Annotated in this window: 21 protein-coding genes and 2 tRNA genes; 15 read left to right on the top strand and 8 right to left on the bottom strand. The window is 65.9% G+C overall.

Features of this window, described 5'->3' with window-relative positions; all coding sequences use genetic code 11:
• Nucleotides 1-4 precede the first annotated feature (4 nt).
• A complete protein-coding gene (locus U3A55_RS04335) occupies nt 5-805 on the bottom strand; it encodes a TrmB family transcriptional regulator (RefSeq protein WP_330990258.1) in 801 nt (266 codons plus the stop codon).
• 41 nt (nt 806-846) lie between these two features.
• Nucleotides 847-2,433, bottom strand: coding sequence for a DUF255 domain-containing protein (locus U3A55_RS04330; protein ID WP_330990257.1), 1,587 nt, complete (start codon nt 2,431-2,433; stop codon nt 847-849).
• An 89-nt stretch (nt 2,434-2,522) separates the two neighbouring features.
• Between U3A55_RS04330 and U3A55_RS04325 the strand changes: the two genes are divergently transcribed.
• A complete protein-coding gene (locus U3A55_RS04325; protein ID WP_330990256.1) occupies nt 2,523-3,059 on the top strand; it encodes an FxsA family protein in 537 nt (178 codons plus the stop codon).
• A gap of 70 nt (nt 3,060-3,129) precedes the next feature.
• Nucleotides 3,130-3,203 (top strand) — tRNA-Ile (locus U3A55_RS04320).
• A 138-nt stretch (nt 3,204-3,341) separates the two neighbouring features.
• On the opposite strand, the gene U3A55_RS04315 is transcribed toward U3A55_RS04320, so the two are convergent.
• Together U3A55_RS04315 and U3A55_RS04310 are read right to left on the bottom strand one after the other, a co-directional pair.
• Nucleotides 3,342-3,785: a hypothetical protein gene (locus tag U3A55_RS04315; protein WP_330990255.1), complete on the bottom strand. Its 444-nt coding sequence runs from the start codon at nt 3,783-3,785 to the stop codon at nt 3,342-3,344.
• A 379-nt stretch (nt 3,786-4,164) separates the two neighbouring features.
• The gene (locus U3A55_RS04310; protein WP_330990317.1) at nt 4,165-4,641 is read right to left on the bottom strand and encodes a cupin domain-containing protein; all 477 of its coding nucleotides are present in this window, start codon (nt 4,639-4,641) and stop codon (nt 4,165-4,167) included.
• Nucleotides 4,642-4,754: 113 nt separating this feature from the next.
• On the opposite strand from U3A55_RS04310, the gene U3A55_RS04305 reads away from it, so the two are divergent.
• Both U3A55_RS04305 and U3A55_RS04300 read left to right on the top strand, forming a co-directional pair.
• Nucleotides 4,755-5,321: a DUF7504 family protein gene (locus U3A55_RS04305; protein WP_330990254.1), complete on the top strand. Its 567-nt coding sequence runs from the start codon at nt 4,755-4,757 to the stop codon at nt 5,319-5,321.
• A 30-nt stretch (nt 5,322-5,351) separates the two neighbouring features.
• On the top strand, nt 5,352-5,603 hold the full coding sequence (locus tag U3A55_RS04300) for a hypothetical protein (RefSeq protein WP_330990253.1): 252 nt from the start codon (nt 5,352-5,354) through the stop codon (nt 5,601-5,603).
• A gap of 5 nt (nt 5,604-5,608) precedes the next feature.
• Here U3A55_RS04300 and ahbB read toward each other — a convergent pair whose 3' ends face one another.
• On the bottom strand, nt 5,609-6,694 hold the full coding sequence (gene ahbB / locus U3A55_RS04295) for a siroheme decarboxylase subunit beta (protein ID WP_330990252.1): 1,086 nt from the start codon (nt 6,692-6,694) through the stop codon (nt 5,609-5,611).
• Between the two features lie 82 nt (nt 6,695-6,776).
• Between ahbB and U3A55_RS04290 the strand changes: the two genes are divergently transcribed.
• On the top strand, nt 6,777-7,832 hold the full coding sequence (locus U3A55_RS04290; RefSeq protein ID WP_330990251.1) for an anthranilate phosphoribosyltransferase: 1,056 nt from the start codon (nt 6,777-6,779) through the stop codon (nt 7,830-7,832).
• A 191-nt stretch (nt 7,833-8,023) separates the two neighbouring features.
• Nucleotides 8,024-9,061, top strand: coding sequence for a PAS domain-containing sensor histidine kinase (locus U3A55_RS04285; RefSeq protein ID WP_330990250.1), 1,038 nt, complete (start codon nt 8,024-8,026; stop codon nt 9,059-9,061).
• Here the strand turns inward: U3A55_RS04285 and U3A55_RS04280 are convergent.
• On the bottom strand, nt 9,058-9,240 hold the full coding sequence (locus tag U3A55_RS04280; protein WP_330990249.1) for a hypothetical protein: 183 nt from the start codon (nt 9,238-9,240) through the stop codon (nt 9,058-9,060). The two genes, U3A55_RS04285 and U3A55_RS04280, sit on opposite strands and share 4 nt — an antisense overlap.
• Nucleotides 9,241-9,259: 19 nt before the next feature.
• Nucleotides 9,260-9,736, bottom strand: coding sequence for an NUDIX hydrolase (locus tag U3A55_RS04275; protein ID WP_330990248.1), 477 nt, complete (start codon nt 9,734-9,736; stop codon nt 9,260-9,262).
• Between the two features lie 78 nt (nt 9,737-9,814).
• Here U3A55_RS04275 and U3A55_RS04270 point away from each other — a divergent pair, with 78 nt between their 5' ends.
• From U3A55_RS04270 to U3A55_RS04230, 9 genes are all read left to right on the top strand, one after another.
• Nucleotides 9,815-10,330 (top strand): peptidylprolyl isomerase, encoded by a 516-nt coding sequence (locus U3A55_RS04270; protein ID WP_330990247.1) that lies wholly within the window; start codon nt 9,815-9,817, stop codon nt 10,328-10,330.
• 123 nt (nt 10,331-10,453) lie between these two features.
• Nucleotides 10,454-10,792: a ferredoxin gene (locus U3A55_RS04265; RefSeq protein ID WP_330990246.1), complete on the top strand. Its 339-nt coding sequence runs from the start codon at nt 10,454-10,456 to the stop codon at nt 10,790-10,792.
• A 40-nt stretch (nt 10,793-10,832) separates the two neighbouring features.
• Nucleotides 10,833-10,917: transfer RNA gene (locus U3A55_RS04260), tRNA-Leu, on the top strand.
• Nucleotides 10,918-11,357: 440 nt separating this feature from the next.
• On the top strand, nt 11,358-11,702 hold the full coding sequence (locus U3A55_RS04255; protein WP_330990245.1) for a hypothetical protein: 345 nt from the start codon (nt 11,358-11,360) through the stop codon (nt 11,700-11,702).
• A gap of 226 nt (nt 11,703-11,928) precedes the next feature.
• Nucleotides 11,929-12,390 carry a DUF5813 family protein gene (locus U3A55_RS04250; RefSeq protein WP_330990244.1) on the top strand — a complete coding sequence of 154 codons (462 nt, stop codon included), beginning with the start codon at nt 11,929-11,931 and terminating at the stop codon, nt 12,388-12,390.
• Between the two features lie 2 nt (nt 12,391-12,392).
• Nucleotides 12,393-12,728, top strand: coding sequence for a hypothetical protein (locus tag U3A55_RS04245; protein ID WP_330990243.1), 336 nt, complete (start codon nt 12,393-12,395; stop codon nt 12,726-12,728).
• Nucleotides 12,728-13,804: an archaeosine biosynthesis radical SAM protein RaSEA gene (locus tag U3A55_RS04240; RefSeq protein WP_330990242.1), complete on the top strand. Its 1,077-nt coding sequence runs from the start codon at nt 12,728-12,730 to the stop codon at nt 13,802-13,804. Before U3A55_RS04245 ends, U3A55_RS04240 begins: the two co-directional genes overlap by 1 nt.
• A 198-nt stretch (nt 13,805-14,002) precedes the next feature.
• Complete coding sequence (locus U3A55_RS04235) at nt 14,003-14,704, top strand: class I SAM-dependent methyltransferase (RefSeq protein WP_330990241.1); 702 nt, start codon at nt 14,003-14,005, stop codon at nt 14,702-14,704.
• A 41-nt stretch (nt 14,705-14,745) separates the two neighbouring features.
• Nucleotides 14,746-15,066 carry a hypothetical protein gene (locus U3A55_RS04230; protein ID WP_330990240.1) on the top strand — a complete coding sequence of 107 codons (321 nt, stop codon included), beginning with the start codon at nt 14,746-14,748 and terminating at the stop codon, nt 15,064-15,066.
• Here U3A55_RS04230 and purQ read toward each other — a convergent pair whose 3' ends face one another.
• The gene (purQ, locus tag U3A55_RS04225; RefSeq protein ID WP_330990239.1) at nt 15,067-15,741 is read right to left on the bottom strand and encodes a phosphoribosylformylglycinamidine synthase I; all 675 of its coding nucleotides are present in this window, start codon (nt 15,739-15,741) and stop codon (nt 15,067-15,069) included.
• Nucleotides 15,742-15,863 lie beyond the last annotated feature (122 nt).

Below are 15,863 nucleotides of genomic sequence, written 5' to 3'. Positions count from 1 at the left end.
CCACCTATTCGAGCGTGGTGGCGTCCTGCCAGCTTCCCTCGAATTCAGCGGTGACGTCGTCGGCGAACTCGGGGTCTTTGAGCGCGACGAGCGCGAAGGACTCGTCGGGCTGCACGGGGTTCGGCATTTCGATGCAGACCTCCTCGCCGTCCACCACGACGACGTTGCTGTCGACGGTGTCGCCGATGCGGACGCTGAAGGCGTCGTGTTCGGCGAGTTCGGAGACGTAGGTGGCGTTGACTTCGTCGGGGAGTTCGTGGGAGAGCTCGCGGGCGAGGAGGACGGAGACGGTGACGCCGCGGTCGAGGGCATCGAGGAGGTGGTCGGTGATTCGACTGGATACGTCGCCGATGTCGAGGCCGGAGGAGGGCGTCGCGGAGAACAGGACGACCTCGTCGGCGGCGGTGTCGAGGCGTTCGAGGAGAAGGTCGATGGTCTCGTCGGGACCGACGGCGGCGGTCCAGAAGCCCGCGTCGGGGGCGGTGGGGGCGGCGAGGTCGCCGGTGAGTTCGTCGACGACGGACTCGTACTGGTCCGCTTCCTCCTGGAGTTCGCGTTTCCGGTCGTCGAGGAGGCGGTTGAGGGCGTCCTCGGGGTCGACGGCGGCGTACTTCTTCGGCCGGCTTGCGGCCTGACTGCGGACGAGATGCTGGGATTCGATGCTCGCGAGTACGTCGTAGATGCGGCCCATGGGGACGCCGCTCGCCTCGGACAACTCCTTCGCGGTTGCCGGGCCGGTTTCGAGGAGCGCGCGGTACGCGCTCGCCTCGTAATCGGAGAGTCCGAGGTCATTCAGGCTGGCCATACCCCGGATTCGGCGCGCGCTCGCAAAAACCCTGGGTCAGTTTACAGGGACTCCTGAACGAGGTCTGCGAGTTCGGCGGGCGTCTCCGCGCCCTCGCGGGTCGCGTCGGCGGTGACGACGCGCGAAGTCCCCGGGTCGACGCCGGGCGCGTCGGGGACGACGACTTTCTCGTGGTCGGCGAGGCGGACGGCCGCGCGGTGGAGGTCGCTTCCCGCGCTCGCGCCGACTTCGATGGTGAGCGGGCGCGTGACGAGGCGGGAGGCGGCGGTGGCGTACCCGGCGACCTGCACGCCCATGCGTTCGGCCGCGCCGGCGAACGCACTGACGGCGTCCGTCGCGACCTCCCGGTACGCGGGGTCGTCGGCGAGGTAGCGGAGGTCGACGAGCGCGTTCGCGAACAGGGCGTTGTCGTCGATGGGGTGGAGCGGGCGGTCCAGGAGGCCGACGCCCGCGCGGGGGCCGTCGTCGAACGCACCGCTCTCGGACTGGAGGCGGTCGATGGCGTCGGACGCGACGGCTTCCGCGCTGTCGAGGTAGTCGCGGTCGAGCACCTGGGCGGCGGTGGCGTACGCGCGGACCGCGGCGGCGTGGTCGGCGAGCAGGCCGGACTCGCTGCTCGGGTCGTCGAAGTGCGTCACCCGTCCGTCCGCGACGAGCGTGTCGAGGAAGTCGAGGGCGCGTTCGGCGTACCGGCGCGCGGTGTCGTCGTCCGCGTACGCGGCGTACCACGCGAGCGCGTCGGCGGCGCGGGCGTTCCCGGTCGCGAACGCGGTGTCGTCCACGGGCGTGGTCGCCTGCGCTTCGGCGAGTTCGGCGTTCCCGAACGCGTCGCCCGTCCAGAGCGTTCCCGTGAGGTAGTCCACGAGGTCGGACGCGATTCCCTCGTAGGACTCGTCGCCCGTGACGAGGTAGGCGTGGCTGTACGCGCGGAGGAGCGCGGCGTTGGTTTCGAGCAGGTACTCGCGCTGGGGGTCGCTCCAGTCTCGGCCGTGCGCGAACCGGCCGAACGCGCCGGAGTCCGCGCGGAGGTTGCGGTCGAGGGCGTCGAGCGTCTGTGTCGCCTGGTAGCGCTCGCGCTTCAGCGCGAACTCCACGGTGTCGGAGAGCGGGAACTTCTCGCTCGACCCCCAGCCCGCGAAGTCCGAGTCGAACTTCTCGTCCAGCTGGCCCGCGACCAACCGTTCGATTTCCGCGGTAACCTCGCCAGCGGGCGGTTCGGGGTCCCGGAGCGCGCGCGGGATGCGCGCCGCGTCGGCGCCCTTCTCCTGCCAGACGCTGTGCACGCGCTCGATGACCTGCCGGAAGCCGTCGGTGTCGAGGTAGGTCGCGCCCGCGATGTGCGCGCCCGACGGCGTCAGGAACACCGTCGACGGAAACCCACCCATGTTGTAGCGCTCGCGCACCCGTGGGTGGCGGTCGGCGTCCGCGCGCACGGGAACGAACTCCTCGTTCAGGTTCGCCGCGACCCGGGGGTCGGCGTACGCGCCCGCATCCATCTCGCGACACCGCCGACTCCACCGCGTCACCAGCGACAACACGAGGGGTTTGTCCTCCCGTTCGGCTTCCTCGAACGCCGCGTCGCCCCACTCGCGCCACTCCACCTTCGTCGCGTCCGCGGACTCGTCCATACCCGGGAGAGACGCCGTGTTCGGGAAAACGCTTCGAACCCGGTGACTCGACCCAACCGTTAAACCCACCCAGTGGGTAGGAGAGCGTGATGAAACGGCTGCTCGCGGCACTCCTCCTCGTGCCCTTGCTCGACATGCTCTTCCTCGTGTTCCTCGCCACGCAGTTCTCGTGGGAGGTACTCGTCGCGCTCGTCGTCCTCACCGCCCTCCTCGGAATGCTGTTCGTTCGCGCCGAGGGCCGCCACACCATGCGCCGCGTCCAGCAGGCGCTCGCCGAAGGCCGGCCTCCCACGGACGAACTCATCGACGGCGGATTGCTCCTCGTCGCCGGCGCGTTCCTCCTCACGCCCGGCCTCGTCACCGACTTCATCGGCCTCCTGTTCGTCGTTCCGGTGACCCGCGCCCCCATCCGCTGGGTGCTCAAGAAGTACGTCATCACCCCCAAGCTCGACGAGAAAACCGGCGGCTTCGCCACCGGCAAAGTCTACACGTTCGGCTTTCCCAACGACGACGCAGGCCCGAACACCCCCGACGGGAACGCAAACGCCACCGAGAACACGTACGACCTCAGCGAGGACGCCTACGACGTGGAATTCGACGACAGCGAAGACGACGACGGAAAGTAACCACCCGACGGCGGCACGGCTGCCGAAAGGAAACCCTTAAACAAACCACGCAGTATAGAACGAAGTGAGCGGGCCAGTAGCTCAATTAGGTAGAGCGCCACTCTGATAAGGTGGAAGTTTGCGGTTCAAATCCGCACCGGCCCACTGCTTCTGTCGCGAACACCGTGCGCGACTGAATAGTGCACGGTGCGAACTCTGAACCAGTCGCTTTCATCATTTCCGGCGGTAGAACCCCGTTACGCATAGTCCTGAGTCGCGGACTCGTTTAAAACCGATTGTGCATCACTCGTAGAGAGTGAGTTCAACCTCTACATCTACGGCATCGTCATTGAAGTTCGTCGGCGGGCTCGCTGCGCCCATGTTCGAGTTGTCCACGATGAACACGTAGTCACCAGACTGCACGGACCCGGAGACCTCCACGCTCGTCGTGTCCGGCGCGGAGACGCCCGTGAGGTACTGGAAGCGCTCTTGATTCTGGAAGTGACTGTACTCGCCACTCGTCATCACGTAGAAGTCCACAGCAGGCCCATTCCGCACGATACCCTCGTATTCGATAGTGCCGCCGTTCGGGAGCGCAAGCTCGCTTCCCTTCCAACTGTCCTCCGTGACGGTGTAGTTCCGGTTGAGCGAGTCGATCTGTTCGCGCTCACCACCGCCGCCACCTCCACCTGCGTTGTTCGTGTCGTCGGTCCCGGTCGAGCAACCGGCGAGTGCGGTCGCTGTCATAGTTGCAGCCCCGAGAACTGCAGTCCGGCGCGTAAGCCGTGTCATAGGTACACCTATAGAAGCCCTCGGAAAGTAGTATTGGTTAGAGAACGGTACGGTTCTAGTTCGCACTGGCGCTCCCGAATCGTGTTTTTCGATACCGTCGTAGTTCGGGACACCCGAGAAGATAAGCAGGCTTGTACTGTCCGCGAAGAACGTGATTCTCCCCTGGCGATTTTCTCGGCCCACATCGCGTCCGTTTGAATCTGCCGCACGTCCGAGACACGGTACTCGTTCGTTCTCGTTCGGAGAATCCCGCTTTTCTCAATGGATCGCTGGTTCGTCAAGCGCACACGATAAAAAGATTCGGCGCCGTCACTACTTCTGTTCCACCGGCCACTCAGCCCTGCGTGTTTCCGCACTCCGTGCAGGTGAGTTCGAAGGCGCCGCTGGCGAGTGCGAGGTCGTGTTCGCGTTCTTCGTCGCAATCGGGGCAGTAGACGTAGGAGCGGATGTCGTCCCAGTCGTGTTGGCTGCCGGGTGCGCCGAGCGCCCAGCCGGTGACGCGTTCGTCGCTCTCGTTGTAGCCGGTCTGGAATTCGCCGGGTTCGAAGCGGACGAGTTCGCGTTCGCCGACTTCGACTTCGCGTCGTTCCTTCCCAACGTCGAAGGTGGCGGTGCCGGATTCGACGTAGAACACTTCCTCCTGGTCGTGGTGGGTGTGGAGGCCGCCGGAGAAGCTGTCGCCGGGCGCGAGTTCGAAGTAGTTCATCGCGAAGTCGGTGGTGCCGAGCGCGCGCGAGACGGGTTTGCGGACGTCGTGGACGTGAAGCGGGTTCACTTCGGTGTCGACGTCGTCGATGGCGACGTGCTTCATGGTGGGGGCTTCGACGGGGCGTGTGAAAACCATGGGGGTGCCACAACGTTGATACGCGGAGCGGCGGAAAGCTCGACTACGCGGGTAGGACGATGAGTCAGGCGTACACGCCAATGGACGACCACATTTTCGAGTCGGTGGCGGGGGTGTCGAGCGTCCTCGTGCTGGGGCCGGACGGGGACGGAGTGACCGGGTCGGGCTGTCGGCAGTTGCTCGCGACGCCGCGCGAGCACGCAGAACACGTCGTGGGAGTGACGTACGACGCCGACGCGGAGTTCCGCGAGCGAATCGCGGACCAGGGCGCGGCGGACGCGAACCGCACGGTTCTCACGACCGACAGCGGGGCCGCCGAGTCGGCCGTCGAGTGCGTGTCGGTGGCGAACGGCTCGCGGCTGCTGTCGGTCGTTCGGGAGCGCGTCCGGCGTATCGAGGGCGAGCCGGGCGTCGTGTGTTTCGACGCGCTCTCCCCGCTGCTAGACGATATCGGGCTGCCGCGGACGTTCCGGTTCGTGAATCGGTTGCTACCGGAACTCCGGGAGCGCGACGTGACCGCGCACTTCCACTTCGACCCCGCGGCGACCGACCGACAGACCCTGAACGCGATTACGACGGTGTTCGACGCGGTCGTGCGCGCGGACGGCGACGACTGGGAGCTGGTGTGGAAGCGCCACACCGAGTGATTCAGGTAGCTCGCCGCCCGAGTAGAAAACATGGCTGACACGCCACCGTGGCCGGTGTTCATACTCGTCGTCGCCGCCGGTATCGTCCTTCCCGGCATCACGCGCGGTATGCTCGCGGGCACCGCCATCGGCGAAATCGGACTCGTCTCGCTCGGCGGGAACACGTTCACCGTCGGAATGCTCGTCTGGGTCGTCGGCTACGGCTCCGCGCTGTTCGTCCTCTGGTACGGCTGGCTCCGCCCGCTCGACCTCCAGGGCGCGACCGGCGAAGGCGAAAACTAGACGCGCTAGACGAGTTCTTCGTACTGTGCGCCGGTCTGTTTCAGTTTCTCCGTGGAGTAGAGGCGTTCGTGGTCGACCGGAAGGTAGTCGGCGGCGAGTTCGTCGATTTTTTCGTCGACTGCGTCGGGGTCGCGGCCGTGCACCATCGTGAAGAGGTTGTACGGCCAGTCCTGGTCGGGGCGTCGGGGCCGGTGGTAGCAGAGGGTGACGTAGGGGAGTTCGCCGACGGTTCGACCGTACTCGTCGAGGCGGTCGTCGGGGACGTCCCAGACGACCATGCAGTTGTTCGTGAATCCGGTGACGACGTGGTTGACGATGCAACCGACGCGCTTGATGCAGTTGTCGTCCAGAAGCCGGTCGATGGCCGCCAGCACGTCCCCGGTGTCGGTGTCGAGGGCGGCCGCGATGTCGGCGTACGGCGTTTCGGTGAGCGGGAAGCCGTCCTGGATTCCGAGGATGACGCGGCGTTCGAGCGCGGAGAGGTCGGAGCGCGCGGTCTCGCTGAGTCGGGTGGCGGTCGCGTCGGTCGCGTCCATGGTTTCGTGTCCTCGCGGGTCGTCGCTCCCCGCTCGTTCGGTCGGAGGCGCTTGCAGCGCCTCCCGCGCGAACCGGTCCGTGTTCATCACGGGGAATTCGAGGTCGATATAGTAGTCGGTGAGCATCGGGAGGTTCAGGACGTTACAGCCGGTCTCGGATTCGATGTCGGAGAGGATGCGGTCGCGGACCTCCTTGGACGCGGCGGTGACGACGAACCACATGTTGTACGCGTGGTCGCGGCGGTAGTTGTGGTTCACCTGCCGGTGGGCGTTGATGGTGTCCGCTATCTCGTCGAAGCGGTCGTCGGGCGCGCGCACCGCGGCGAGCGTGGAACTCCCGATAACGGGCGGATTGAGGACGGCGCCGAACCGCCGGAATACGCCCCGCTCGCGGAGGCGGCGAACGCGGTCGAGCGCGTCCGTTTCCGTGGTGTCGAGCGCTCGTCCGACCGCACGGAACGGGCGTTCTTCGACGGGGAACCCGCTCTGGAAGCCGTCCACGAGGCGGGCGTCGACGTCATCGAGGCGGTCGCGCCAGTCGCCGTCGAGTGCCATACTCGAACGAGGGCGTGGACGATTATCAGTTGTTGGATTGAACCGCGTGGATTTACGGCGGCCGCGTTCCTACTGTCAGAATATGAGCGAGAGTTTCGGCGAGTGGCCGTTGAAGCGGCTGATGACGGAGGTCGTCGGGTCGGGACACAAGTCCGCGGAGGACATGACGCGCGCCCAGGCGACCGAGGCATTCGAACGCGTCCTCGCGGACGAACCCGACCCGACGACGCTCGGAGCGTTCTGGCTCGCGAACCGCTGGAAGCGCAACAGCGCGGAGGAACTGGGCGCGTACACGGACGTGATGCGACGGGAGTCCGTCGAGGTCGCGGAACCCGACGTGGACCCCGTCGATTGTGGCGCGAACTACGACGGGAAACTCCGCACCGCCCTCCTGGGAGTGGGCGCGGGCATCGTCGCCGCCGCCGCCGGCACGCCCGTGGTCACGCACTCGGGCGACCGCGTCCCCACCCAGAAGGGCACCGCGTACAAGCACGTGCTAGACGACCTCAGCGTCGAAACCGACCTCACCCCGGAGGAGTCCGCGGAGATGACCGACACGACCGGGTTCGGGTTCTACTACCAGCCGAACTTCAACCCCGAAATCACCGGTATCGAGGACCGCCGCGACCAGATGGGCGTCCGGACGTTCGTGAACACGGTGGAGACGCTCGCGAACCCCGCGAACGCGAGCGTCCACCTCGGGAGCTTCTACCACCTCGCGTTCGCGAAGAAGGTCGTGAACACCTTCCAGGAGAGCGAGGAGAGCTCGGTGGAGCGCGTCATCATGTTCCAGGGAATGGAGGGCTACGACGACATCCGCCCCGGCTCCACCACCGTCGCCGAGTGGGACGGCGGCGAACTGGCGGACTTCACCATCGAGACCGACGAGTACGGCATGGACTTCAGCGACGAAACCCTCGAAGTCGACGACGTGACTGCGGACTCCGCGACCATCACCGAAGAAGTCCTCGCGGGCGACCGTGACGACGACTTCGCGGACGCCATCGCACTCAACGCCGCGTTCCGAATGTACGCCCGCCGCGACGTCAACAGCCTCGACGACGGCCTCGACGTCGCCCGCGACACGATCGCGAGCGGGCAGGCAGCCGAAACCCTCCACGACCTCCGCGCCTTCTAACGGACTTTTTTACGGTTCGGGGTCGCCAGAGGCGACCCGCTCACCGCAAAAACCTCCACTAAAAAGGCCGCGAACGCGGAGTGTTCGCGGTGGGTATCGGTTCCGCAGAGGCCGCTGATGGTATTGGCGTTTTCGTGGCGTCGCGGAGTTGCGCCCGGAACCGTTAACGCCCGTGGATGTGAGGCAGGGGTATGGACGAGCGCGACGTCGTCGTCGCCGATTCGCTGGAGGGGGACCCGGAGTTCCTCCGGGCGCTGTTGGCGCACACGTCGGAGGGAATGCTCACGATAGACGCGGACAGCACTGTGCTGGCCGCGAACCCCGCGATAGAGCGGATTCTCGGGTACGAACCCGAGGAGCTGCTGGGGAGTTCGAAGCTGACGATTATTCCGGAGCGGTTGCAGGACGCGCACCTCGAGGGCATCGGGAAGTACGTGGAGACGGGTGAGAAGCACATCGACTGGACGGGCGTCGAACTGCCCGCCGAGCACAAGGACGGCCACGAGGTCCCGGTGTCGGTGAGCCTGCAGGAACACGAGTACGACGGGAAACAGCTGTTCACGGGTATCTTCACGGACATCAGCGAGCGCAAGCGCCGGGAGCGCGAACTCCGGGAGCGAAACGAGGACTTGGAGGAGTTCGCGAGCGTGCTGAGTCACGACCTCCGGAACCCGCTCTCGGTCGCGCAGGCCCAGATTTCGCTCGCGCGCGAGTTCGGAGAGGACGAGTACTTCGAGAACGTGGAGGACGCGCTCGACCGCATCGACGGCCTCGTGGACGACCTGCTCGCGCAGGCGAGAGAGGGCCGGGGCGCGGAGACGGCGCCGTGCTCGCTCCAGCGCGTGGTCGAGGACGCGTGGAACGGCGTTCTCACGGAGGACGCTTCGGTGGTGTTGCCGAGTCGCGCGTGGCAGGTGGAGGCCGACGAGGGACGACTCCAGCAGGCGCTGGAGAACCTCGTGCGGAACGCAGTCGAGCACGCGGGCGCGGACGGAACCGTGACGGTCGGCGTGCTGGACGACGAGTCCGGGTTCTTCGTGGAGGACGACGGCCCGGGGTTCCCGACGGACGTGCTGCGGCGGGGCGCGCCCGGCCCCGAGAACGGGCACTACGGCCTGCACGTCGTCGAGCGAGTGGCGGACGCGCACGGCTGGACGGTCCGGTTCACGAACGCCGCGGACGGCGGGGCGCGCGTCGAGTTCCGGGACGTATCGCTCTCCCGGGCTTAGTCCAGGGTTTCCGCCCAGTTCACGAACGTCTCGAAGCTGTAGGTGACGACGAGGAAGAAGGCGGCGAACGTCGCCCAGCGGAGCAGGTGGAGTTCGCCCGTGTACGCGAGCGAGACGAAGACGTACGCGAGCGATGCGCTGACGAACGCGGCGACGTAGAGGTTTCGACGAGCCGACATACTCACGAGTCGGCGAGCGTCACGGTTCAATGTAGCGGCGGAGCGCGTCGTCCACGAACTCCGCGGGAACACTGTCGAACCACCGGGCGGCCTCGATTTCGTCCTCGTCCACCCCGAGCGTGTCCGCGTCCGGAATCGGCCCGTCGGCGCGCGCGTCGTAGACGACGTACTCGGCCGTGAACGCCGTCTCGCCCGTCGCGGCCGAGACGTACGTCTGGTCGAGCACGACGAGCACGTCCCCGAGAACCGGGTCGAGTCCGGTCTCCTCGCGGACTTCCCGCCGCGCCGCCCCCGCCGGGGTTTCACCGGGTTCGACCGCGCCGCCGGGAAGCACCCAGCCGTCAGACCAGCGGTTCCGCACGAACACGAGTCGGTCGTCGGGGTCGCGGACGCGCGCCGCTGCGGTCGTCGCCGTCCCCTCGGTCGCCCACTCGCGAAAGTGGTCGAGGCGGCTTTCAGGGAGGCGGAGTTCCTGTGGTTCGCGCGGCGCGTTCATACCCCGACTCCCCGTCCTCGCCCGATAAGCCCACCGCACACCAGCAGCGTTTTCCCGACGACTCGCCTTCCCGTAGCCATGACCATCGACGCGACGCTGCACACGAGCGAGGGCGACATCGAGGTCGAACTCTACGACGAGAAAGTCCCGAACACCGTCGAGAATTTTGTTGGGTTGGCGACGGGTGAGAAGGCGTGGACCGACCCTGAGACGAACGAGAAAGTCGAGGGCGAACCATACTACGAGGACGTGCCGTTCCACCGCGTCATCGACGACTTCATGGTTCAGACCGGCGACCGCACCGGAACCGGCCGCGGCGGTCCCGGCTACGAGTTCGACGACGAGTTCCACGAGGACCTCAACCACGACGACGCCGGCGTCCTCTCGATGGCGAACTCCGGCCCGAACACGAACGGCAGCCAGTTCTTCATCACGCTCGACGCCCAGCCCCACCTCGACGGCAAACACGCTGTCTTCGGAAAAGTCACCGACGGCATGGATGTCGTCGAGGACATCGGCAACACACCCACCGACCGCAGCGACGAACCGATGCCGGACATCGTCCTCGAATCGGTCGAGATTCACGACGAGTAAGGCGAGTCGTGAGCCAGCCAGCACGCACGCTGGCGTCGTTCACGACGAGGAGAGCGAATCGGCGGGACTAGCTGGCGCGCGGAGAGCGATACGTGTTAGTCCCCGGAGGAGAGTTATTGTAGTATGAGCGACGACGAGGGGTTCGACCCGAGCAGCGTCGGGGAGACGGACGCCCCGCCGGTGTCGGAGAAACCCTATAAGCTGATTTTCGAGGCGAACAAGTGCATCGGCGCGGGGAAGTGCGCGAACGTCTCCGCGAACTGGGAGATGGACCTCGATTCAGGGATGGGGAAGCCCGTCTCGTACTTCTTCGACGAGTCCGAACTCGACCACAACCTGAAGGCGGCGGAGGTGTGCCCGGCGAAGAAGGATACGGGCGTGATTCACGTCATCGACCGCCGGACGAACGAGGAAGTCGCGCCCGACCCGCACGGCGACGGCACCGTCAGCGTCGACTGGTAGTCGTCAGATTCAGGTAGACCGACCGATTCGGTAGGGGTGCGCGAGGGTGGCTGAGCCAGGCCAAAGGCGGCGGACTTAAGATCCGCTCCCGAAGGGGTTCGTGGGTTCAAATCCCTCCCCTCGCACCTGCGACGAACGACAGTGAGGAGCGGTGCGAGCAGCATGGGATTTGAAGCAGGGAGTGGAGTGTAGCGGAACGACTGAGGTTCAAATCCCTCCCCTCGCATCGTTTCTGAACGGAGTGAAGAACGATGCGGTAGAGGGATTCTGAAGTAGACCAGACGCAGCGCCCGAAGGGCGACCGTCTGGGCGTGGTTCAAATCCCTCCCTTCGCGGTGTTCTTCGAACGTGGGTGAGAAGACGCGAGAGCGGGGATTGGAAAACGGGCGGACGCGTTCTCGTGGTCGAATCGCGATTGTTCGGAGGCCCGAGTACGGTGAGCGATATCGCTACGACGTTGTTGACGTGGGGTCGCTCCAACAGCGAATTGGATTGTTCTGGACGAACCGTGGTCGATTTTAATACCCTCGGTATGGTTAACTACCTCCAGAAAATAGTAGGGAATATGGTAGAATGGTCTCTGCGTAACGCGGTTGCACCGATAGCGCTGCTGAGTGTGGCGGCCCTCGGATACGCACTCGTGCTCGCTGGAGGCGTACCAAGTGGATATGAAGGCACCACGGTACTCGCCGGTCTGTTCGGCGTGGTCTCCTTGGCTGCAGCGGGACTTCGTGAATGGGTCTCCGCTGTAGCGGCAATCGCAGTCGCAGTTGGGTACTGGTTCGGAAGTACGGCAGGGCTATCCACTGCCGGATTTTACTACATACTCGTCATCGCCTCCCTGCTTGCGTTCTTCACTAGCACAATATACTCCTCAGTCAGACAGGCCACCCGAAAAACCCCTGCCTGAGTCCGATAGACTCAAGCCGCGAACGGAGTGAGTCTGACGTTAGTTCAAATCCTTCCCCTCGCATCTGCAACGAACGACAGTGAGGAGCGATGCGAACCGGAGGGGTTTGAAAACCAATAGACGCATTCTCGTGAGCGAAGCGAGCGAAACCATCTGTGCAGGGTTCAAATCTCTCCCGTGGTTGTGACGCGAAACGCCCTTTTCGGTGAGTCTCTTTTGGTGGGGTATGAGTGTCGAGTCTGAGTTCGAGGCGAGTGAGCGGTTCGAGCGCGCGGACGGCGTGTTCGAGGTTGTGGGGTCTGATTGGGATGCGTCGGTGGTGCCGGGCGAGGACGAGTATCGGGTGCGGGTGGAGGTGCCGACGTTGGATGCGGTGGTGGAGGGCGAGGTTGGGTCGACGGTGTCTGAGGGGTGGTTCGAGACGTTCTCGATGCGTATCGAGGACGTGGGTGGGGTGACGTACGCGGAGTTGACGGCGGAGCCGGTGGTGGTTCGGGAGGGCGAGCGCGTGACGGTGGAGGCCGAGGTCGAGGCGCGGGAGGGGAGTGTGGCGGACGACGCGCTGGCGGTGGTGAACTACGTGGAGGGGACGTGGTTCGAGGGTATCGTGCCGGGGTACGAGTACGTGGCGGAGGTGCAGGAGATGCGGGAGCGTGCGCAGCAGCGGGCTGAGGACACGCCGCTGTAGCCGTGCGTCGCTGGGCTGTCGCGTGGGCGGCGGTGGTGTTGGTGGCGTCGGTGGTGCCGACGGGGTCGCCGGCCGCGGGCGGGCTTCCGGTGGATAAGTTCCTGCACGTGGCGGGGTACGCGGTGTTGGCGTGGCTGGTGGCGCGCGACGAGGCGGTCGTGGCGGCGGTCGTGGTGGCGGTCGCGTTCGGGCTGTGCGTCGAGGGTGTCCAGTCCCTGCTGGCGTGGCGGACGGGGAGCCTGCTCGATGCAGGGGCGAACCTCGCGGGCGCGTTGGCGGGGGGTGCGGTCGCGGCGGTGACGAAGCGGCTTTACGCGCCGGACGGCTACGACGGGTAATGAGTCAGCCGAGCCCCGAGGTGTACGAGTCGGGTCGGGGGATGGACGCCCACAACAAGGTGATGCGGGAGTTGCGGGGCGAGCGCGACGAGACGTACGACCCCCACGAGCCGACGCGCGTGTGGTTGGACGAGGACAACACGCCGAGCGGCGTCTATCAGAGCCTCACTATCATCCTCAACACCGGCGGGTGTCGGTGGGCGCGCGCCGGCGGCTGTACGATGTGCGGGTACGTCGCGGAATCGGTGGAGGACGGGAGCGTCGAGCACGAGGCGCTGATGGACCAGATTCAGGTGTGTCTCGACCACGAGGCCGAGGAGGCCGAGGAGAAGTCCGGCCTCATCAAGATTTACACGAGCGGGAGTTTCCTCGACGAGCGCGAGGTCCCGGCGGAGACGCGGAAGGCGATCGCGGAGACGTTCGCGGACCGGGAGCGCATCGTCGTCGAGAGCCTTCCGGATTTCGTGCAGGAAGACCGCGTGCGGGACTTCGTGGATGTCGGTCTGGAGACGGACGTGGCGGTCGGTCTCGAAACGGCGAACGACCGCGTGCGTCACGACTGCGTGAACAAGTACTTCGACTTCGCGGACTTCGAGGACGCCGCGCTCGAAGCGAAGGAAGCGGACGCGGGCGTGAAAGCCTACCTGTTGATGAAGCCGCCGTTCCTCTCGGAGGGCGAGGCCGTCCAGGACATGAAGGACTCGATTCGGGCGTGCGCGGACGTGGAGGGCTGTCACACCGTCTCGATGAACCCGTGTAACGTCCAGCGGTACACGATGGTCGACCAGCTCCACTTCCGCGGGGGGTACCGGCCGCCGTGGATGTGGAGCATCTGCGACGTGCTCGAATCGACCGCGGACGCGGACGCCATCGTCGTTAGCGACCCCGTCGGCCACGGCAGCGATAGGGGGCCGCACAACTGCGGGGAGTGCGACGACCTCGTGCAGGAAGCCATCAAGGACTTCGACCTCCGCCAGGATCCCTCCGTGTTCAGCGAGGTGTCCTGCGAGTGCGAGCACACGTGGGAGGAGGTCGTGGCGCGGGAGACGAGTTACAACCTCCCGCTCGCCGAATAAGTGTCAAGAGAGAGTGGAAAACGCCTAAGTCCCCCAACCAACTAGTATTAGTCGAGTTTCCTTGCGGAATTAAATCGGTGGGTTCTTTCGAGAGCAAGCGATAGCTACGTCCGCGTCCGAGTCCCGCACTCCGGACGCGTCACGCCCACACCCGTCCACGCGAATGCATCGCCCGTCGACCAGCCAGCCCCACCGAGTATGCAAGACGACACCCACACGGAGACCATCGACTGGAATCGCTTCTGGAGCACGGCCGACGACGAGGACTACGATAGCGCCACGCCGAGCACGAACGTCCTCCGCGACGTGCTCGCGGACTTCCTCAACGAACGCGGCACCCCCGAGCGGTTCGCCGATGTCGGCTGCGGCCCCGGCGTCGTGAGCTTCTTCGTCGCCGACGAGTACGACGCGGAGGTCGTCGGGTACGACGCCGCCCAACCCATCCTCGAAGAGAACCGCGAACGCGCCCGCCAGGAGGGCTACGAGAACGTCACATTCGAACACGGCGTTCTCCCCGACTGGAACCCGGACGGCGAGTTCGACCTCGTACTCTGCTTCGGCACACTGTGTTACGTCGCCGACTCGAAGCGCGCGCTCCAAGCCCTCTACGACGCCGTCGCGCCTGGCGGAACCCTCCTCGTCGGGTATACGAACCGGTACGCGAAATCCCACTACGAGTCGGTCGTCGAGAACCCGCCCAACCCCGAGGAAGCGGGACGCGAGATAGACCCGGAGCGGTTCGCCGACCGCTTCAGCCTCGTTCTCAGCGGTGAGAGTACGCTCTCCTACCGAGACATCCACGACGCGCTCGGCACGTGGCCGCGCAGCCCCTGGGAAGTCGTAGAAAAACCCGAACGCTGGATGTGGCGAAACCACCCGCTCGTATGGGTGCCGAAGTAGGCAGAAAACACTTACCGCCGCTCACCGACAAAAAAAACCTAATGCACCGCGCTCGGGCCGTCGCGCTCGTGTGCTGCGCCCTCCTGCTCACCGCCGGGTGTCTCGGCGACGCGCAGAGCGGCCACCTCGAAGGCCACGCCGTCGACGACGCGCCCGCGAACGCGACCGTCGTGGCCTACGACGAGGTCGAGGCCGAGGAGATCAAGCAGGTGGTGCGGGACGCCGCGGCCGCGGGCGAGGCGACGGTCGAACTCGACAGTGGAGAGTACGAGCGGATGCGTGACACCTACGAGGCGCTCGACGGCCGGTTCGTGCGGTATGACGGCGACCTCGTGGAAGTCGTGTTGCTGACCGAGCAGTAGTCAGTCGAACGCGCGGAGGACGCCCTGCCCGTCCGTGCCGCCGATGTCGGGGAGGCTGGCGCGCTCGGGGTGCGGCATGAGAACGGCGACGGTGTCGTGCTCACCGAGCACGCCCGCGACGCTGTGCTTCGAGCCGTTCGGGTTCGACTCCTCACGTACGTTCCCGTGTTCGTCGCAGTACCGGAACAGCACTCTGTCTTCGGTTTCGAGTTCGTCGAGTCGGTCGTCGTCGATTTCGAACCGGCCTTCGCCGTGCGCGATGGGGATGGAGAGTACGTCGCCCTCGTCGTACGCTTGGGTCCACGGCGTGTCCGGGTTCTCGACGCGGAGGTGGACGTGTTCGCACTGGAAGCGCGCGCTCGCGTTCGTCGTGAACGCGCCCGGCGTGAGGCCGGACTCGCTCCCGATTTGCGCGCCGTTGCACACGCCGAGCACGGGCACGCCCTCGGCGGCGAGGTCGCGTACTTCGTCCATCACTGGCGAGTGGGCGGCCATCGCGCCGGCGCGGAGGTAGTCGCCGTACGAGAACCCGCCGGGGAGCACGATGCCCGACGTGTCCACGGGGAGGCCGTCCTCGTGCCAGACGATTTCGGCGTCCACGTCGAGCTGCTGGAGGGCGCGCAGGGCGTCTCGGTCGCAGTTCGACCCGCCGAAGCGGACGATAGCGACGGTCATCGCGAGACACCTCCGTGAGCTCGCAGACCGGCGGTATCGGTGATGGCGACGGTCATCGCGAGACACCTCCGTGAGCTCGCAGACCGGCGGTATCGGTGATGGCGACGGTCACCGCGAGACAC

The sequence above is a fragment of the Salarchaeum sp. III genome, assembly GCF_036418315.1.
In the GTDB taxonomy this organism is placed as follows: Archaea; Halobacteriota; Halobacteria; order Halobacteriales; family Halobacteriaceae; genus Salarchaeum.
The sequence above is the reverse complement of the archived record's forward strand: the minus strand, read 5'-3'. Positions and strand labels throughout refer to the sequence as shown.